This window comes from Nocardia caishijiensis NBRC 108228, from assembly GCF_001612825.1.
Classification (GTDB): Bacteria; Actinomycetota; Actinomycetes; order Mycobacteriales; family Mycobacteriaceae; genus Nocardia; species Nocardia caishijiensis.
In genome coordinates this window covers 101662-118966 of sequence record NZ_BDBE01000036.1, presented here as the reverse complement: position 1 = coordinate 118966, position 17305 = coordinate 101662, and the positions used below count along the sequence as shown (strand labels likewise).

The following is a 17305-nucleotide window of genomic DNA, read 5'->3' as shown; positions in this document are numbered from 1 at the left end:
CCGCCTCGGCGCGTCTTGATTGCAGACGGTGTGCGCGCCTGCGACCGTCTGCGTACTTCCCCTTCTGCCGAGGAGTCAGCATGCAGTTCACCCCGCGACCCGGCGATCCCACCTGGATCGACCTCTACACCTCCGACCTCGACCGCGCCATCGCCTTCTACGGCGACCTGTTCGGCTGGACCGCCGAACGCGGCGGCCCGGAGTTCGGTGGATACACCACATTCAGCAAGGACGGCGTCGCCGTCGCCGGTGCGATGAGCCGCGTCGAGGACGCAGGCGACCCGTACCCCGACCGCTGGACCGTCTACCTGCACTCCGACGACGCGGCCGCGACCGAACGGAAAGCGTCCGAGGCGGGCGGCACCGTGTTCGTACAGGCCATGGAGGTCCCCGGTGTCGGCACGATGGCCGTCCTCGCCGACGTGGGCGGAGTGGGTGTCGGCGTGTGGCAGCCCGGCCCGTTCCCCGGTTTCGGCCGAATCGGCCGGGTCGCCGACGGCGAATGGCAGGACGCGGCCGGACTGCCGTCCTGGTTCGAACTCATGACCCGCGCCTACCCGCAGTCGCTCGACTTCTACCGCGAGGTGTTCGGCTGGACCGACACCTTCACCGTCGCCGACTCCGACGAGTTCCGGTACACCACCCTGCACGCCGAGTCCCCGATGCTCGGCGGCGTGATGGACGGCCAGGGGCATCTGCCCGAAGGCCTGCCCGGTGCGTGGGCGGTGTACTTCGGCAGCGACGACACCGACAAGGCCGCCGAGCTCGCCGTGTCCCTGGGCGCGAAGCTGGTTTTCGAGCCGATGACCACCCCCTACGGCCGACTCGTCGGTCTCACCGACCCCACCGGTGCCCACTTCAGCATCGGCGGCACCGCGCGCTGACCGAGGCGGCGGCGTTTCCGCGCCGCCACCCCCGGCACTAGTCTCGACGTGACGCGCGATTGGCGGAAGCGAACGAGTTCTTGTGTGGGGGAAGATGTCCGAGGATCAGCCGACCGAACGCGCGCGTGCACTGCGGTCGATACCGATACTCACCGGCCTGGTCGGTGCCGTACTCCTCGCTGGTGGTGTAGTGCTGGCGCTCTACAGCCAGTTCGTCGCGGCGCCTATTCCGGTGCCGTTCCACGGCGACTTCACCGAGACAGCCGATTTCCCGTTCCGTCTGGTCCGGGCAGCTCTGGTCGTCGCGGGTGCCGCAGCGCTGATCGGCGCGGTGGTGCTCGTTCTCGGGCGTCGCGGTGACGAGCGGGCCGCGAGTGTCGGTGCGGGCGGTGCACTGGCGATCCTCTTCGTCCTCGGTGGGGGCCTGTGGTTCGCGGTGGCGGCGGACATTCCGTCGACATATCAGAGGCTGACCTCCGACTTCGTCGTGACACCCCGGGCATCGTCCGCGATCGCCGCACTGGCGCTCGCCATCTCGGGCGCATTGCTGACCTTCGTGTTCGTGGTGCAGCCGACCGGCCCGGTGCCCCGTTGGTGGGCGCTGGCGGCGGCGCTCGTCGTCGGCGTGATCCCGGTGCTCGGCGCGGCGGGTTTCGCGGTCCGCTTCGGGGACGACAGCGTCTCCAGCGATCACCTCACCGCCGAAGCCGCACCGGAGATTGCCGCACCCGCGGTGCTCGGGTCCGAGAAGTTCCGGCTACAGATCCCGGCCGACCCCGATCTGGGCCACCGAATTCTCGTCACCCGAAGCGGATTCGTCGTCGCGACGCCTGCGGGCCTCGCGCACTACGACGGTGCGACGGGAACCGAACGGTGGCGCTACCTGCGCGGCAATATCAGCACCGACAGCGTGTGGAATCGACTCGACGACACGACCTACCTGCGCGCCGAGGACGTGGTGCTGACCAAGTGGCGGAATATCGGCTGGATGGCATTCGACGCGGCCACCGGCGAACTGCTGTGGACCGGAGAAGATTTCGCCGATGACCCTCGCTCCACGACCGGTGGGCACCTGCTGGCCACCATCTCGTCCGAGACCGGACGGGTGACCCGCTACGACGCCAGGACCGGGCGCGAAATGTGGAGTATCGCAGGCGAATCAGCCAAGTGCACCGCAGCACCATCGCAGGTCGGGACCACCATGACAGCGATCTACCGTGTGGCGCGTTGTGGTGACGGAGAGGCCGCGACGGTGGTCGTCACGGCGTTCGATCCGATGTCCGGAGAGGTTCGCGATACGCGCAGCTTTCCCACGCCCGCAGCGGTGCGAGCCATGAGTACCGGCGTCCGCGTGTTCGACAGCGGCTTCGTCTGGGTGGAGTGCCATCGGGAGGGAGCAGTCGACACCGAGATCTTCCTGCCACCGAACGTACCGCTGTCGGCGGCCATCGTGGATTCGAGCCGCGAGTACAGCGATTTGGAAGAGGCGGACAGCACGTCTGCCCTGGTCAGCTCCGACAACTCGGATCCTAACGCAGGATTGGGCGACCGCTGGGAGGTGTTGTCCGCAGTCGGCGAAGTCTTGTGGACCGAGCTCGAAATGACCACCCCCGCGACCGGGGCGATGTACGTCGAGGACCGCGCCGAACTGCTTGCCGACCGGGTAGTCGTGCTCATCTTGGATGACGGATTCGAGCTGCGGAGCTGGGACCGATCGACCGGACGCGAAGGTCCGGCCGTGCCCATCACCATCGGTCCGGACGGGGACCCACGCGTGACTACAACCTCGGGATCCCTGATAGTGATCGCGAGTGATCGCAACGGCCGCGGTTCCGAGATCATCGGCTTCGGCTGACACTCGATCCGCGATCGGGCCGCGCTGCGTTCGTCCGGTGCGGGATCGGATGCCGACGACCCACGGCCCCCGGCATCCGCGGCGACCCCAACGCAGTACCCTCGTCCGCATGCCGGTGAGCGCCCGAGAACGCACCCGATTCCCCCGCACCACCCGGCGGGGTCGTCGCCGCCCGCGTGGCGTGCTCGTCGCCGCGGTGCTGTGCGCTGCCGTGGTGAGCGCCGGTTGCGCGGACAAGCACGACGACGCGAGCACGATCATCCGCACCACGACCAATATCGCCGGTGCCGGTGTGGTGGGTGCCGACCGTGACACGGCGACAGCGTGCCCGACGCCGAGTGCGCCCGACGCGAGTTCGGGTACCCGCTCGGTGACCCATGCGGCCGGTGTCACGGAGGTGCCCGCCGATCCGCAGCGCATCGTCGTGCTCACCAGTTCCGCTCTCGACGCGGCGTGCGCGCTCGGCCTGTGGGAGCGGGTGACGGGCGCGGTGACGCTCGACGGTGAGCGTCCGCAGCCGATGTACCTCGGGTACGGCGTGCTGAAGGTGCCGAGCGTCGGCCCGATCGGCGCACCCGACCCGGCGCGTATCGCCGAGCTGAAGCCCGACCTCATCCTCGGCGACGTCCCCCCTGCCGCGGGCGGTTACGAGGCGCTGCGCGCGATCGCTCCGACCGTGCTGGTCGGCAGCGGCGGCAGCTGGCAGTCCGACTTCGTCGCCTACGCCACCGGGATGGGCCGCACCGCCGCCGCCACGAACGCGCTGCAGTCCTACCGCACCGAGGCCGAGGACCTCGGCACCGCGCTGCACGCGAACCAGTCGCAGGCCTCGGTGCTGCGTTTCACCGCCGACACGATCCAGGTGCAGGGCTCGGAAACCTTTGCCGCACAGGTCCTCGCGGATGCCGGTGTACAGCGTCCGCAGGCGCAGCGCGGCACCTCGTTCGACATCACCCCCGACGACTTCTCGACCAAGGCCGAGGGTGACATCATCTACGTGATGTTCGACGGCCCCGACGGCGAGGCACACGGCAAAAAGGTGCTGCGCTCGAAGGAATTCGAGAATCTGGGCGCCGCGACGGATCGCCGCGTGTTCGCCGTGGACGACAAGATCTGGCACACCACCGGCCTCACCGCCGCCCGCGCGGTGCTCACGGACCTGCGCAACAGCCTCAACGGCTACGTCACCGACTGATCCAGCGGCACCGGCTGGGTCTCATCGGGAGCGTCGGGTGAGACGATCGGCGATGAACCAGGAGCCGCCAAGGATCAGGAAGGCGAACAGGAGAAGCCCGAGACCTTGTGTTGCCACGATCCAGATGCGGTCGGCACGCGAGAGATTGCCGTTGAGCGACACATTGAGCGAACCGACGGCGAAAGCGACGACGGCGGCGAAAATCGTCACCAGTTCGACAGCGCGCAGAACGGTACCGCGCACCTCGCCCGCGAGGCGGCCGACTTCCTGTTCCGTGTGTTCGACACGGGTTCGGTCGGCGCGGGCTTGGCGATCGATGACCCGGGCGGCCTCGATGGCATCACGACGCGCGAGGTACTGGCTCTGCAGCAGTTCGTGACTCACCCGCCACCCCTTGGCGGGCAGCAAACGGATGGCCTCGTCGATATCGCTCATCGCGGCGTCGTGTTCGCCGCAGAGCCAGCGCCCGGTGGCCAGCCGGAAGTGCAGGATGTCACGACCGGGATAGGCGGCGACAGCCTCGGCGGCGCGATCGCGCAGCAGCGCGCCGCGGCCGTCGAAGTCCACACCCGAAGCCAGCCCGTTCAACACGACATCGACGGCCGCGAACGAACGCTGCGGGGAATCCCACACCTGGTCGAGCAGCTCGCACGCGTGCTGATGGGCGGTCGTGCGCGAACCGAACGCGGCGAACGCACGCAGGGCGGTGAACAGGACCGAATTCCGGTGTGGGCCCGCGGCTATCGCGAGCGGCGAGGCAGCCAGGAACTGCTCCAGCTCGGCGAAGAAGAAGTTCGCGCGCAGCTTCCCGGCGTGGTACAGAGCGGCGAAATACGCCTTGTTGCACGTACTGTCGTCGGCGCCGACGACATCGGCGGTGGCGTCGGCGATCTCGTCCGCCGACTCGACCGTGTCGCGGGTGATGAAGGCGAACCCGAGCGCCCACTTCTGCCGGATCGGTTCGTACACCTCGTCCGCGATGTGTTCACTCATCCATCCCGCACACAGCACCGCGGTCCGCAGCGTCGGTTCGGCCTGGAAGCGCTGGTTCCAGTAGCGGTCGGCGCAGATCAGCAACGGGTCACGGTCGAAATCAGCTGAGTCGAGGTCGAACTGAGGCTCCACCTGCTGAGCCAGATACCGCAACGCGAACTGTTCGCACTCGCGTTCCAGCTCACGCGAATTCGCCGCGCTCAATCCCGCGAGTGCCGACTCGACCAACGCGTGATCCATGACCGTCCCCTGCCTGCCGCCGCGCCGGATGACCACATGTCACCGGATGACCATTGTCACTGAGTACCACAGTCATCGCCAGCCACGTCGACATGGCAGAGTGGTCCTTCGTGGAGATCGCGGTGCTGACGGCGGTGCACGCCGGGTACGCCCGCTACCTACCCGATGCGTGGCGGTCGCTGTGCGCGCAGACACACGCGGACTGGACCTGGTACGTCCAGGTCGACGGTGGCCGCTCCCCCGAGCTCGTCTCGAACCTGATCGGCTGCGGCGCGGCCGGAGATCCGCGAGTGTCTCTGGCGTTCAACGGGACTCGTGAAGGATCTGCCGTCACCCGCAATGTGGCGCTCGGACGGATCACCGTGCCGCTGGTCCAGAATCTGGACGCCGACGACGAACTCGAGCCGACCGCTCTCGCGACACTCGGTGCCGCCCTCGCGGCCGAACCCACCGCCGGATTCGCTGTCGGTCCGGCGCGTGACCTGCTCGGTTCCGGTGAACTGCGCAGCTTTCCGCTGAACTTTCGGCCAGGACTGCTCGAGCGCGGCGCACTACTGGATGCCTGGGTGACGAACGCGCAGACCTATCGCCTGCCGGTCCACCCGGCCGGGGTGTTGTGGCGACGTGATCTCCTGCTCGCCGCGGGCGGCTGGGCGGCATTGCGCGGAATGGAGGACACCGCTCTGCTGATGTCGGCCTCAGCGATGGCCGCGGGCGTTGTGGTGGACGCGCCGACGCTGCGCTATCGCAAGCACCACCTGCAGCAGTCCTCGAAACACTCGATCTTCGAGGGGGGGGGGGAGCAAATTTCGCTCATTCGGGCGCGGGCGGCAGCGCTGTTGCTCGGACCGGAATGGGCGGCGCCGTCGCTGCGCTGATGCCGTCGCGGCGTCACTGTGGTGACATCTCCGACGGTATGTTCCGGCGGATATCCTCGGGTCATGCCCGTGCAGCGCGATAGTTCCGTCATCCATTTCACCGACACCGGTAGCGGCGAGCCGATCGTGCTGTCGCACGGATTCCTCATGGACGCAACGATGTTCGATCGCGCCACCGCGCAGCTCACGGCGGCGGGACTGCGGGTGATCGCCGTAGACGCGCGCGGCTTCGGTGCGACCGTCAGCGACCCCGGCGAACCGTTCACCTACTGGGACCTGGCCGACGACATCGCCTCGGTCCTCGACGAACTGGACATCACCGGCCCCGTCATCGTTGGCGGCATGAGCCAGGGCGGCTACACCGCCCTCCGGTTCGCTCTGCGCTACCCCGAACGCACCCGCGCCCTCGTCCTCGCATCGACCACGGCCCGCGCGAACACCGTCGAGGAATCCGCGCAGTACCGCGCCATGGCCACCGCCTGGACCGACCCGGCCATCCCCCTCGAACCCCAGGCCCGCGCCCTCGCGCCCCTGCTCATCGGCGGCACCGACGCCGACCAGGAACACTGGATTCGCCGTTGGCTCACCGACCCCGACCGCTCCCGCACCACAACCGCCTGGCACAACCTCGCCACGCGCGACGAACTCACCCCCCGCCTCCCCGAGATCACCTGCCCCGCCCTGGTCCTGCGCGGCCACGCCGACCAAGCGGGCGGCACCGCCGACGACGCATCCGCCCTCGCCGAGGCCCTCCCCGGCACCCACGGCCTCTCCACCGTCATCGCGGGCACCACCGCAGGCCACGGCGTCTGGTGGACCCACGCCGGGCCCGTCGCCACCGCCGTGACGAGATTCGTCGACCAAGTCCGTCAGTCCGAGGAGGTATCTTCCTAGCGAAACTTCGGGGAGGGGACGGAATGCAGAACACCGCAACTCGACGAGCACACGAATCGTCGCCCGCGATCACCGCAGCCGCCATCGTCGGCGCCATTCTGCTCGTCGGCGGTGCGGCAACCAGTACTTTCGCCCTCGAACCGCACGCCGCGGCGACTGAAGACAGCGGGAGGACCGGTTCGGCTCTGGCCTTCTTCTCCCTGGTGTTCGCGATCACCGTGCTCGTCACGCTGACCGTCGCATTGCGGTGGTCGCTCACTTTCCGAATCAACGGGCTCGGAAATCTTCCGGCGGTGGCGATGACGGTCGTCCTCGCAGTCGAGGTCGTCATCACGCGGGCCTGGGATGGCATCTCCGACATCGCGGTGCTCCTCCACAAGGATCCTCCGATCTCGGTAACGCTCGCGGTCGCCGCTTGGGCTCTCGTCGTCACCGGCACCGTGCTGGTCGTGTGCGCGGCCTTCACGCCGCCGACCCGCTGGACCCTCGCACCGCGTTCCCGAGGCGTCTACGCAGTGATCGGCATCGTCATCTGCTGTGCCGCAGTGGCCTTCGCTATCCACGCCAGCCGCGACGTTCAGAACGCTATGTAGACCAACGATCGGACTCGAACGCCCCACGATCAGAGCGCCAGCTAAGAATCAACAAGACCGCGTGCGCGCTGCTTAGTCGCGGGGCGCACGCGGTGGTTCGACGGCCGTCAATGGTCCGAACAGACTCAGCCGCCCGTCGACCCGCAGTAGGTGAACCTGCGGGTACAAGGGCAATTGCTACGATCGAATCCGCTGATCCATGACCCGCGAGTGTCAAGGAGAGACCTGTGTCGAAGCGTGAAGTTCCGCCCGAGTCCGACAATGCCGCCGACGTCGACATGCCGTGGGCGCCGCGTGACCACGAATGGACCGGGCACCGTGCCGAGCACGATGCGTTGGAGTGGGCGAAGGGCGATCCGAACAAGCTCGCCAGTGTTTATCTGTATCGCGATCCGAAGGGCGATCCGGCGCTCGAGAAGGACTACAAGTTCCCGGTGGCCGACATCATCGACGGCAAGCCGACCAGGGTGTTCCGTGCGGTCGCGAACGCGGCGGCCCGGCTGGATCAGGCCGACATCTCCGCCGCCGACCGCGACAAGGTGAAGCATCGCATCAGCGAGCTCTACCGCGACGCGGCCGACGCCTTCGACGACCCGGAACTGCGTGCGCCGTGGGATCGGTGACTAGAACTCCCAGTCCTCGTCCTCGGTGTTGACGGCCTTGCCGATGACGTAGCTCGAACCCGAACCCGAGAAGAAGTCGTGGTTCTCGTCGGCGTTGGGCGACAGCGCCGACAGGATCGCCGGGTTCACCTCGCACTCGTCCTTCGGGAACAAGCCCTCGTAGCCGAGGTTCATCAGCGCCTTGTTGGCGTTGTAGCGCAGGAACTTCTTCACGTCCTCGGTGAGGCCGACCTCGTCGTAGAGGTCCTGGGTGTAGTCGACCTCGTTGTCGTAGAGCTCGAAGAGCAGCTCGAAGGTGTAGTTCTTGAGCTCGTCGCGCTCGGCCTGCGAGACCAGCTCGAGGCCCTTCTGGTACTTGTAGCCGATGTAGTACCCGTGCACGGCCTCGTCACGGATGATCAGCCGGATCATGTCGGCGGTGTTGGTGAGCTTGGCTCGCGAGGACCAGTGCATCGGCAGGTAGAAGCCGGAGTAGAACAGGAAGCTCTCCAGCAGCGTGGAGGCCACCTTGCGCTTGAGCGGGTCCTCGCCGTTGTAGTACGACAGGACGATCTCGGCCTTGCGCTGCAGGTTGCGGTTCTCCTCCGACCAGCGGAACGCCTCGTCGATCTCCTTGGTGGAGCACAGCGTGGAGAAGATGGAGCTGTAGCTCTTGGCGTGCACCGACTCCATGAACGCGATGTTGGTGTACACCGCCTGCTCGTGCGGGGTGATCGCATCGGGGATGAGCGAGACCGCGCCGACGGTGCCCTGGATGGTGTCGAGCAGGGTAAGGCCGGTGAAGACCCGCATCGTGAGCTGCTTCTCATCGGGGGTGAGCGTGTTCCACGACGGGATGTCGTTGGACACCGGAACCTTCTCGGGCAACCAGAAGTTGCCGGTCAACCGATCCCAGACCTCGGCATCCTTCTCATCGGGCACCCGATTCCAATTGATGGCCGACGCCCGATCGATGAGCTTCATTCCGCCTCCACACCTTTCCGCCAGACCTGTGACCCGCACCTGCCGCCGCGTGCGAGGCCGTTCCCCACGAACACTACTCGTAGTGGGTGACAACCTCACGGAACACAACAGCTTGTGTTGCGATGCGGGCGATACGACCGCACCAGCCGGTCACCCGCACCACACACGCGGCCCCCATTGTGCGCCACGCGTCCGACTCGACCACCATCGCATCGCCAGTGATTCACCACATGTCTCCGACGGCCGGTTCCGGCGGTGAGCGGTACCACTGCGGACCCGGTACCGAAGCACACCCGCGATCCGGCACACTGACCTGCGTACGCGCCCGACAGCGCGCCATTGGACGCGACCCCAGGCGGAGACATCGCACTCATTCCTGCCACCTGGAAGCGGATGACCAGGTGCGGGAAGATCGCCCGAGGCCTCCGAACGATTCGAAGGGACACCGACTGTGCGACAGGCTCTTCTGTTCACTCTCGCGGCGCTGACCATGGTCGCGTGCGGGTCCGAACCCGTGGCCGATTCGATGCCGAGTGGCGGATTCTGGTCCAGGGCGGCGGTTTCCGACGAGGAGAAGGTGAGCGTCCTGCGCAAGGTGCGCGCGATCGATGTGTGCGCCCTGCTGCCACGCGCTTCGCTCGCGCGGCTGGGAACAGTCGGCACGGTCGAGGATGTTCGCCCCGATCAGTGCCGCGTCGGGATCGCGGTGGCGGGACATCTCACCGGCATCGATGCCACGTGGAGTACCGGCGTGATGTTCTCCGGGGAACCGGCCATGGACGGTCCCGTGCGCGAGGAGTCGATGGGTGACGTGCGCGTGTTGTTCGACGACGAGCCGGCCACGTCGGCGGATCCGCAGGCACGCGCGGCGTGTCAGGCGTGGGCGCTGTTCGTGTCGGGTGCCGATCTGTCGTTGAGTGTTCGCGCGCCGGGCGACGCGTGCGCGACCGCGGCCGACCTGTTGCGGATCGCGTTGGTCGAGTTCCGTGCGGAACCGCCACACGGCACCTCACCCGATACCGACCGCACGGTGGTGACCGGCGCGGACCCGTGCGCGGTCGCCCCCCTGCTCGGATTTCCGGTGCCGGTCGCCGACCAGCGGCTGACCACCTGCACCCTCACCGTCGACGGCCACGAGGCGATCGTGACCTACGACTACGGTTCCGAACGGCCCATCACCGACGACACCCCCGTGTTCACGGTGGGTGCCCGCCAGGTCTTCCGCTTCGAACCCGACACCGCGACCTCGTCCATCACGTCCCTGTCCGCGGTCGTCGGCCCGGCCCTGACTCCCGGCCCGACCGATGCGCTCCTCGGCCCCCGGGTGCCGAAGGTGTCGGTCACCGCCGACTCCTCGGTCGCCGAGAAGGTGATGCGCGAAACGCTGCCGCTGTTGCCGTGACGAGTGTGCACCGGCTCGCGACCGGTGCACACTCGTCGATCACCGGCCGAACAGGGCGATGGTGTCGGTGTCGGCGAAGCCCGGCGATTCCGCTTCGGCGACCATGAGCGCCGCGATCCCGGCGCGGGGCGCGGTGGGCGGAAGCAGGCGCGGCCGGAACTCGTCGGCCGGGATCAGCCGTCCCCGACCGTCGTAGGGTCTGCCGGTGAGCGGACCGGCGTGGACGGTGGTTCCACCCGCGTTCCGAATCGCTTGGCCCGCAACGCTCTTGGCGTTCCATTCGTGCCGCAGCACCCGTTTCAGCATGGCACCGTTGACCGAACCCAATGCCCCTTCGGTGGCACCCATGCCGAGCGAGGTGAGCCAGACGACCCGTGGTGCCGCCGAGGCGATCTGCAGAGCACCGTCGATCAGGATCCCGGGATCCTGCTTCTTGGTGATACCGAGTCCGCTCAGCACGGCGTCCGCGCCTCGCACGGCAGCGGGCACACTTCCCGGTTCGGCGACATCCGCGCGCACCACCCGCAGGTTCGGCCTGGCCGCGATCTGGTCGGGCCGCCGTGCCAGGGCGATCACCTCGTGACCACGATCCAGCGCGAGCGCGACGATGAGACGTCCGGTCTGCCCGGTGGCGCCGAGTACAGCGATCTTCATGACGGTTCTCCGGTTCCGCTGGTCAGTTGAGGACGTCGACGACCTGCGCGTGCAGGTCGGGGGCGGCGGCGAGGAAGTCGGCGGAAGCCAAGCTCCACGGCCGACCCTCGGTATCAGTGACCGCGCCGCCCGCCTCGGCGACGAGCAGCGCGCCGGGCAGCAGCCCCGACCGCACATCGGAGAACTGCCAGAACGCGTCCATCCGACCCGCCGCGACATGAATGAGCTGCATGGTCGCGGGCACCGAGACCCGCACGACCAGCGCACTGGTGAGCATGTCGGTCACCGACGCACCCATCCGCCGCAGCGCCTCGGGCTCCTCTCCCGGCTTGGCTTGCCCGGTACCGACCAGGGCGGCCGTGAGCTCGGTCTTGGCCGACACCCGAAGAGGTTCGCCGTTGAGCCACGCGCCGCCACCGCGCACCGCGGTGTAGACGTCGCCGGTGAGCGGGACGTAGACCGCCGCGAGGACCGGAACGTTGTCGCTGACGAGTGCGGCCGTCACGGCCCACTCGCTCATGCCGTGGATGTGGTTGATATTGCCCTCGGCGGTGTCGACCACCCACCACTCGCCGGGCGGAAGGGAACCACCCGCCAGTTCGTCCTCGGCCAACCGGGAACCGGCGCGGGCCGCGAGCAGCGGTCGCGCGAGGATCGGCAGGATCGCCTCGTCGTTGGCATGGATGGCACGCACGAGGTTGTCGAGGTCGGTGGGACGCGCGGCCGGGTCGAAACGCTCACGCAAGGCGTCACCGGCGGCCGTGAGGGCGGTGACCACGGGACCGAGCACGGCGTCGAGTTCCGAGGCGGAGACGACAGCATTCATCACAACTCCTGAAAAAGTAATGGGGAGAAAGGAATTCGAGCCGGTTTCGCTTCGGCTCGTCGTCAACGCTAATCCGGCGCATGATTGACGACAAGTGCAACCTACTTATGTCTGGATTAACCGTCATGCAATTGGATCTGAACCTGCTGATCGCCCTCGACGCCCTGCTCGAGGAGGGCAGCGTGACAGCGGCCGCCGCCCGCCTGCACGTGTCGGCCCCGGCGATGAGCCGCACCCTCGGCCGGATCCGGCGGGCCACGGGCGATCAGATCCTCGTGCGCACCGGCCGCACCATGACCCCGACACCCCGAGCGCTGGCCTTGCGCGCGCGGGTGCACGACCTGGTCCAGCAAGCGTCCGAACTGCTCGCACCCGACACCGGGCTCGACCCGGCCGGGCTCACCCGCACCTTCCTCCTGAAATGGCACGACACGCTCGCCACCGTGGCCGGACCACCGCTACTCGACGCGCTGCGCGCCGAGGCACCCGGCGTGCGTCTGCGTTTCCTCGCCGAGGCCACGACCGACACCCGCGATCCACGCCGGGGCGAGATAGATCTCGAAGCGGGCGCGGGCGCGCCGTCGGCACCGGAAATCCGGCATCGGATCGTCGGCCGGGACCGGCTCGTCCTGGTGGTTCGGCCCGGTCACCCGCTCGCCGACGGCCCGATCTCCGTGACGGATTACGCGGCGGCCGAACATCTCACGGTGTCGCGCCGCGGTCGGCTGCGCGACCCCATCGATGACGCGCTCGAAGCCTCCGGGCTGACCCGCAGGGTCGTCGCCGCGACTCCGACCATCGCCACCGCGCTGCGGTTCGTCTCCGACTACGACTACGTGGTCGCGGTGCCCGAACTCACCAGCCGGGCACTCCTGCACGACCTGGATCTGCGCACCCGGCCGCTACCGCTCACCATGCCCGAAATCCCCCTGCACCTGTCCTGGCACCGTCGCTACGACAACGATCCCGCCCACGCCTGGCTGCGCGAACACGCCGCCACCGCTTTGCGGCACGCCACCACCTGACAACGTTCTGGGTACGACTCGCGACATCGTTTGCCCCCTGATTGCCACCCCGGGCAGACTCGATGGCCAGGCACCGGTTCGGCCCGCGTTCGAGAACAGGGGTGACGATGTTGCGCAGGTTCACACTCGCCGCGCTCGCACTGTTGACCGTCACGAGCTGCGGCGAGGACTCCCCGGACCGAGCCGACATGCCGCCACCGCCGCCACCCGCCATCCCCGCACCGCCACCGGAGTTCTGGTCGGCACCCGCCGACACCGAGGCCCGCCGCGCGACCGTGGCGCAGGCGACCCGCCAGATCGACGTGTGCGCACTACTCCCCCGCGACACCCTTGCCACCGTGGCGCAGGTACACAGCGTGACCGTCGGCCTGGACTCGTGCCGCGCGATCCTCGGCAGCGAGGCGCCCGGCGCGGGCACCACACTGACCTGGCACGCGACGCTGCTGCCGCCGCTCACCCCTGGCCGAGGGGTGAGCAAGCAACTCGGCGACGTGACGGTGCGCCTGGTACCGGACCGGGACGACGCCCTACCACGCTCGTGCGGTGCCACCGCCCGGTTCCCGGCGGGCGCCGCCTTCTATCTCGGCCTCACCACCCCGGGGCAGGATCCGTGCGCCGTCGCCGACGGTTTGCTGCCGGACATGGTGGCGCGCTGGCGTGCGGCCCCACCGCAGGGCACCTCACCCGACACCGTCTCGACCGTCCTGCTCGGCGCCGACCCCTGCGCGGTGCGCGCGCGGCTGGGTGCGACGGTCGAGATCGGACAGCAGCGGCTCACCCAGTGCCAGTTCCGCTATCGCGACGAGAACATCACCGTCAGCTACGAATACCGCGTCCCGGCGTATCTCGCCGCCCGCAGCACCGAGGAGAAGATCGGTGACCGAACCGTGCACCGATCCGTCTCCGTCTACGACAGCAGCATCCCCATGTACACCGCCGCCGTCGGACCCGAATTACCTTCCGAGAGCACCGCTTTCGGCACCCGGTTGCCCATCGTCGAGGTCACCGCCGCCTCCGACGACGTGGCCCGCGACGTGATGGGCCACATCCTGGCCATCTTCCCGCCGCAATGAAACTCAGATGCCGAGAACGAGTTTCGCGGTGGTGAAGTAGATGATCAGGCCGGTGGCGTCGACCAGCGTGGTCACCATCGGCGCCGACACGACGGCCGGGTCGATGCGGAACTTCTTGGCCAGCAACGGCATCGTGCCGCCGATGGTCGCGGCCCAGCCGCAGATGAGTACCAGGGTGACCGCGACGACGATCGCGATCTTCGGTCCGACGAACAGCGTGCCGATCAGCATGCCCGCGGCGGCCAGCATGCCGCCGAGCACCAGACCCACCCGACATTCGCGCCAGATCACCTTGAACAGGTCCGACACCCGCACCTCGCCGACGGCCAGGGCGCGCACACACGCCGTCGCCGCCTGCGCGCCCGCGTTGCCGCCCGCCCCGATGAGCAGCGGAATGAACAGCGCCAGGCCGGCGGCCTGCTCGAGGGTGGTGGCGAAGATGTCGGTGACACTCACCGTGAGCGTGGCCGCGAACAGCAGCAGCATCAGCCACAGTGCCCGGTAGCGCGCCAACTGGAACACCTTGGCGGCCATGTAGTGGCCCTCCCACGGCGCCGAACCGGCCTGCTTGGCCACGTCCTCGCTGTCGGCGGCCTCGAGCACCTCCATCGCGTCGTCGATGGTGAGCAGCCCGACCACGCGGTCCTCGCTGTCGACGACGACCAGGTTGATGTCGTTGGTCGAACTCATCAGCCGGGCGGCCTTCTCGGCGGAATCGGTGGCTCGCACGAACGGCGGTTCGGTGACCACCAGTTCCGACACCATCGCCTCCGGCGCGTGCAGCACCAGTTCGCGCAGTTCCACGATGCCGGTGAGTCTGCGGCCCCGGTCGACCACGGGCAGGGTGTACACGGTCTCGGCGTTGCCGCCCTTGGCCCGCACCCACGCCAGCGCCTGGGCGACGGTCAGATTGCCCGGCAGCGCAACGACTTCCGGCGTCATGTAGTGCCCGACCGACCCCTCCGGGTAGCCGAGCAGCGCGGCGGTCATCCGGCGCTCGCGTGGGCTCAGGCCCTCGAGCACCTTCTTGGCGACCTTGGCCGGTGCCTCGTGCAGCATGCGGGCGCGGTCGTCGGGGTCCATCGCCTCGACCAGATCGCGAAAACTCTTCTCGCGCAGGCCCTGCAGGATCTGCTGCTGGTCGACCGGCTCGAGCTCCTCGAAAACCGTGATGGCACGGTCCTTGTCGAGCAGGCGGAACACCACCCCGGCCTGCACGGCGTCCATGCGGGCCAGCGCGTCGGCGATCACGTGCGGTGGACGGTTGTCGAGCCAGTCCATCGCGCTGTTCACGCGGTGCGTCTCGACGATGTCGCGCACCGACTCCGACAGGACGGCCAGCGCCTCGGTCACCGAATGATCTTCGGACACAACAGGATTCGGTTCGGGCGTGACGGCTTCGACAGGTACGTGAGGTGCTTCGACGAGATCGATCTGCGACATGGGACAGTCCTCTGGCGCGACAACGCGCATGCCTACGACACGGGTAGACGCATGCGCCGAGATGGTTTCGGGAAACGGCGAGGATCACCGCGGGCGTCCGCCACCACGACCATCACGCACCACCGTCAGGGCAGTCCCGAGGGGTGTCAGCGCGAGAACGAAGGGGCGACGCCGCGCGGCCTTCGACTGGGGGGTTCGCTGCGCATGGCAACACCACCTCCTCGTCGTCACCGCGGGCCCTGTGCCCACACTTCCTTCCGAAGGATACATGCGGGGCCGAAGGGTTTCATCTCGACACTGTCGTACCACTGGTCACAGTGGCCTCTGTCACACCACGGCGGGCAGCCCGGCGATGACGGTGTCGACGGCCTGTTCGGCGAGCCGCCAGACCTCGGCACCGTCGACGTGTCGCAACGGCCCGCGCAGTGCCAGCTCGGCGAAACCGTGCACCGTCGACCAGCAGCTCCAGGTGGCCGCCGCGCGCCCCGAGGGGGCGAGGTCGCCGATGTGAACCATCATGTCGAGCGCTTCGGCCAGCGCCGAGTACGCGGGTGAGTCGACGACCGTGTCGGGCGTGACATCGCCCGCGCCGAAGAACGCGACAGCGAACCAGCCCGGTTCGGCGAGCGCGAACGCGATGTAGCCGAGACCGACCGCGCGCAGGGTTTCCCGCGGCCCGGCGGGTGGGCGGCCGGTCGCCATGCGTCCGGCCATGTCGGCCTGGATCGCGGCCGAGACCGCGTCGAGCAGCGCCTGGCGGTCGGGAAAGTGCCGGTAGGCGGCATTGGGCGTGACACCGACGCGGCGGGTCACCTCCCGGATGGTCAGCGCCTCGGGGCCGCCGGATCTGGTGAGCTCCAGACCGGCCGTGAGCAACGCCGCCGCCAGATCACCGTGGTGGTAGGCCAACCCTTGAACACCCTTCCCGCGAAGTATATGGTGTAAACATATCAAATGTGCACGCCGTACACATCGGAGGCCGTTACCCATGACCGCACTGCCGACCATCGTCGATCAGGACACCTGGCAAGCCGAGCTGGACGCCCTGCGCGTCCGCGAGAAGGCAGCCACCCGCGAGCTCGACGCCATCGCCGCCCAGCGACGCAAGCTGCCCGCCGTCCGCCTGCCCGACTACACCCTGAAAGCCGAAGACGGCAGCGATGTCTCGCTCGCCGAGGTATTCGACGGACACACCCAGCTCATCACCTACCACCACATGTGGACACCGGGAAACACCTGGCAGTGCCCCGGCTGCACCGGCCTCACCGCCCAGTACGCGCGGCTCGACTTCCTCGCCGCCTACGACGCGCGATTCGTGATCGTCACCCAGGGCCCGATCGACGAGGTGCTCGCCTACAAGCGCCGCGTCGGCAACGCCATGACCTGGTACTCCACCGCCGACAGCCCCTTCGGCGCCGACATGGGCGCGGGACCGGGAGCCGGTTTCGCGGTGAACACCTTCCTGCGCGACGGCGACACCGTCTATCGCAGCTGGCACACCGACGGTCGCGGCACCGAACAGCTCGCCTACACCTTCGGCCTCATCGACGCCCTCCCCTACGGACGCCAGGAACAGTGGCAGGACAGCCCCGAGGGCTGGCCGCAATCACCCACCTACAGCCGCTGGCCCAGTTCCAAGGACATCGCCGCCTCCTACGGCGATCCGAACGCCTGACCGGCCGGTCGCGGGGCGAAAGCCGCCGGTCGGGGATTCGGCGCGGCGCGCGCACAACAGTTGCCCGAGTCGGCGGTAGTGGGAACAGT

General features: G+C 68.3%; 17 protein-coding genes and 1 pseudogene. 12 read left to right on the top strand and 6 right to left on the bottom strand.

Annotated elements, in window-relative coordinates:
* The first annotated feature begins 80 nt into the window (after nucleotides 1–80).
* The 3 genes from NC7_RS20230 to NC7_RS20220 all read left to right on the top strand — a co-directional run bounded on the left by NC7_RS20230 (nucleotide 81) and on the right by NC7_RS20220 (nucleotide 3934).
* A complete protein-coding gene (locus NC7_RS20230; protein ID WP_067985424.1) occupies nucleotides 81–884 on the top strand; it encodes a VOC family protein in 804 nt (267 codons plus the stop codon).
* Nucleotides 885–978: 94 nt separating this feature from the next.
* Entirely contained in the window at nucleotides 979–2739 is a 1761-nt protein-coding gene (locus tag NC7_RS20225) for an outer membrane protein assembly factor BamB family protein (RefSeq protein WP_067985422.1), read from the top strand.
* A gap of 109 nt (nucleotides 2740–2848) precedes the next feature.
* Nucleotides 2849–3934: an ABC transporter substrate-binding protein gene (locus NC7_RS20220; RefSeq protein ID WP_084458633.1), complete on the top strand. Its 1086-nt coding sequence runs from the start codon at nucleotides 2849–2851 to the stop codon at nucleotides 3932–3934.
* 21 nt (nucleotides 3935–3955) lie between these two features.
* Here the strand turns inward: NC7_RS20220 and NC7_RS20215 are convergent, their stop codons facing one another.
* Complete coding sequence (locus tag NC7_RS20215; protein ID WP_067985419.1) at nucleotides 3956–5167, bottom strand: hypothetical protein; 1212 nt, start codon at nucleotides 5165–5167, stop codon at nucleotides 3956–3958.
* 92 nt (nucleotides 5168–5259) lie between these two features.
* Between NC7_RS20215 and NC7_RS20210 the strand changes: the two genes are divergently transcribed.
* The 5 genes and pseudogenes from NC7_RS20210 to NC7_RS20195 all read left to right on the top strand — a co-directional run bounded on the left by NC7_RS20210 (nucleotide 5260) and on the right by NC7_RS20195 (nucleotide 8155).
* Nucleotides 5260–6045: a glycosyltransferase family 2 protein gene (locus NC7_RS20210; RefSeq protein WP_218017650.1), complete on the top strand. Its 786-nt coding sequence runs from the start codon at nucleotides 5260–5262 to the stop codon at nucleotides 6043–6045.
* 63 nt (nucleotides 6046–6108) lie between these two features.
* Complete coding sequence (locus NC7_RS20205) at nucleotides 6109–6939, top strand: alpha/beta fold hydrolase (RefSeq protein ID WP_067985417.1); 831 nt, start codon at nucleotides 6109–6111, stop codon at nucleotides 6937–6939.
* A gap of 23 nt (nucleotides 6940–6962) precedes the next feature.
* Nucleotides 6963–7532, top strand: a complete 570-nt coding sequence (locus tag NC7_RS20200) for a hypothetical protein (RefSeq protein ID WP_067985415.1) — start codon at nucleotides 6963–6965, stop codon at nucleotides 7530–7532.
* An 87-nt stretch (nucleotides 7533–7619) separates the two neighbouring features.
* A pseudogene (locus NC7_RS30575) lies at nucleotides 7620–7682 on the top strand (DUF2510 domain-containing protein); the annotation flags it as partial.
* Between the two features lie 77 nt (nucleotides 7683–7759).
* On the top strand, nucleotides 7760–8155 hold the full coding sequence (locus NC7_RS20195) for a hypothetical protein (RefSeq protein ID WP_067985413.1): 396 nt from the start codon (nucleotides 7760–7762) through the stop codon (nucleotides 8153–8155).
* Here NC7_RS20195 and nrdF read toward each other — a convergent pair whose 3' ends face one another.
* A complete protein-coding gene (gene nrdF / locus NC7_RS20190; protein WP_067985411.1) occupies nucleotides 8156–9118 on the bottom strand; it encodes a class 1b ribonucleoside-diphosphate reductase subunit beta in 963 nt (320 codons plus the stop codon).
* Nucleotides 9119–9569: 451 nt separating this feature from the next.
* On the opposite strand from nrdF, the gene NC7_RS20185 reads away from it, so the two are divergent.
* On the top strand, nucleotides 9570–10520 hold the full coding sequence (locus NC7_RS20185; RefSeq protein ID WP_067985409.1) for a hypothetical protein: 951 nt from the start codon (nucleotides 9570–9572) through the stop codon (nucleotides 10518–10520).
* Nucleotides 10521–10559: 39 nt separating this feature from the next.
* On the opposite strand, the gene NC7_RS20180 is transcribed toward NC7_RS20185, so the two are convergent.
* Both NC7_RS20180 and NC7_RS20175 read right to left on the bottom strand, forming a co-directional pair.
* Nucleotides 10560–11174, bottom strand: a complete 615-nt coding sequence (locus tag NC7_RS20180; protein ID WP_067985407.1) for an NAD(P)-dependent oxidoreductase — start codon at nucleotides 11172–11174, stop codon at nucleotides 10560–10562.
* A gap of 22 nt (nucleotides 11175–11196) precedes the next feature.
* Nucleotides 11197–12000: an inositol monophosphatase family protein gene (locus NC7_RS20175; protein WP_067985406.1), complete on the bottom strand. Its 804-nt coding sequence runs from the start codon at nucleotides 11998–12000 to the stop codon at nucleotides 11197–11199.
* Between the two features lie 125 nt (nucleotides 12001–12125).
* Here NC7_RS20175 and NC7_RS20170 point away from each other — a divergent pair, with 125 nt between their 5' ends.
* Entirely contained in the window at nucleotides 12126–13025 is a 900-nt protein-coding gene (locus NC7_RS20170; RefSeq protein WP_067985405.1) for a LysR family transcriptional regulator, read from the top strand.
* 107 nt (nucleotides 13026–13132) lie between these two features.
* Entirely contained in the window at nucleotides 13133–14098 is a 966-nt protein-coding gene (locus tag NC7_RS20165; protein ID WP_067985402.1) for a peptidase, read from the top strand.
* A gap of 3 nt (nucleotides 14099–14101) precedes the next feature.
* On the opposite strand, the gene mgtE is transcribed toward NC7_RS20165, so the two are convergent.
* Both mgtE and NC7_RS20155 read right to left on the bottom strand, forming a co-directional pair.
* On the bottom strand, nucleotides 14102–15541 hold the full coding sequence (gene mgtE, locus NC7_RS20160) for a magnesium transporter (protein ID WP_236573502.1): 1440 nt from the start codon (nucleotides 15539–15541) through the stop codon (nucleotides 14102–14104).
* A 327-nt stretch (nucleotides 15542–15868) separates the two neighbouring features.
* Complete coding sequence (locus NC7_RS20155) at nucleotides 15869–16450, bottom strand: TetR/AcrR family transcriptional regulator (protein WP_067985399.1); 582 nt, start codon at nucleotides 16448–16450, stop codon at nucleotides 15869–15871.
* A gap of 79 nt (nucleotides 16451–16529) precedes the next feature.
* Here NC7_RS20155 and NC7_RS20150 point away from each other — a divergent pair, with 79 nt between their 5' ends.
* A complete protein-coding gene (locus NC7_RS20150) occupies nucleotides 16530–17216 on the top strand; it encodes a DUF899 domain-containing protein (protein WP_067985397.1) in 687 nt (228 codons plus the stop codon).
* The last annotated feature ends 89 nt before the right edge of the window (nucleotides 17217–17305 follow it).

Bases quoted from the DNA above. Each gene is read 5' to 3' on its own strand.
- NC7_RS20230 (WP_067985424.1), top strand. From the start codon at position 81: ATGCAGTTCACCCCGCGACCCGGCGATCCCACCTGGATCGACCTCTAC.
- NC7_RS20225 (WP_067985422.1), top strand. From the start codon at position 979: ATGTCCGAGGATCAGCCGACCGAACGCGCGCGTGCACTGCGGTCGATA.
- NC7_RS20220 (WP_084458633.1), top strand. From the start codon at position 2,849: ATGCCGGTGAGCGCCCGAGAACGCACCCGATTCCCCCGCACCACCCGG.
- NC7_RS20215 (WP_067985419.1), bottom strand. From the start codon at position 5,167: ATGGATCACGCGTTGGTCGAGTCGGCACTCGCGGGATTGAGCGCGGCG.
- NC7_RS20210 (WP_218017650.1), top strand. From the start codon at position 5,260: ATGGCAGAGTGGTCCTTCGTGGAGATCGCGGTGCTGACGGCGGTGCAC.
- NC7_RS20205 (WP_067985417.1), top strand. From the start codon at position 6,109: ATGCCCGTGCAGCGCGATAGTTCCGTCATCCATTTCACCGACACCGGT.
- NC7_RS20200 (WP_067985415.1), top strand. From the start codon at position 6,963: ATGCAGAACACCGCAACTCGACGAGCACACGAATCGTCGCCCGCGATC.
- nrdF (WP_067985411.1), bottom strand. From the start codon at position 9,118: ATGAAGCTCATCGATCGGGCGTCGGCCATCAATTGGAATCGGGTGCCC.
- NC7_RS20180 (WP_067985407.1), bottom strand. From the start codon at position 11,174: ATGAAGATCGCTGTACTCGGCGCCACCGGGCAGACCGGACGTCTCATC.
- NC7_RS20175 (WP_067985406.1), bottom strand. From the start codon at position 12,000: ATGAATGCTGTCGTCTCCGCCTCGGAACTCGACGCCGTGCTCGGTCCC.
- NC7_RS20170 (WP_067985405.1), top strand. From the start codon at position 12,126: ATGCAATTGGATCTGAACCTGCTGATCGCCCTCGACGCCCTGCTCGAG.
- NC7_RS20165 (WP_067985402.1), top strand. From the start codon at position 13,133: ATGTTGCGCAGGTTCACACTCGCCGCGCTCGCACTGTTGACCGTCACG.
- mgtE (WP_236573502.1), bottom strand. From the start codon at position 15,541: ATGTCGCAGATCGATCTCGTCGAAGCACCTCACGTACCTGTCGAAGCC.
- NC7_RS20150 (WP_067985397.1), top strand. From the start codon at position 16,530: ATGACCGCACTGCCGACCATCGTCGATCAGGACACCTGGCAAGCCGAG.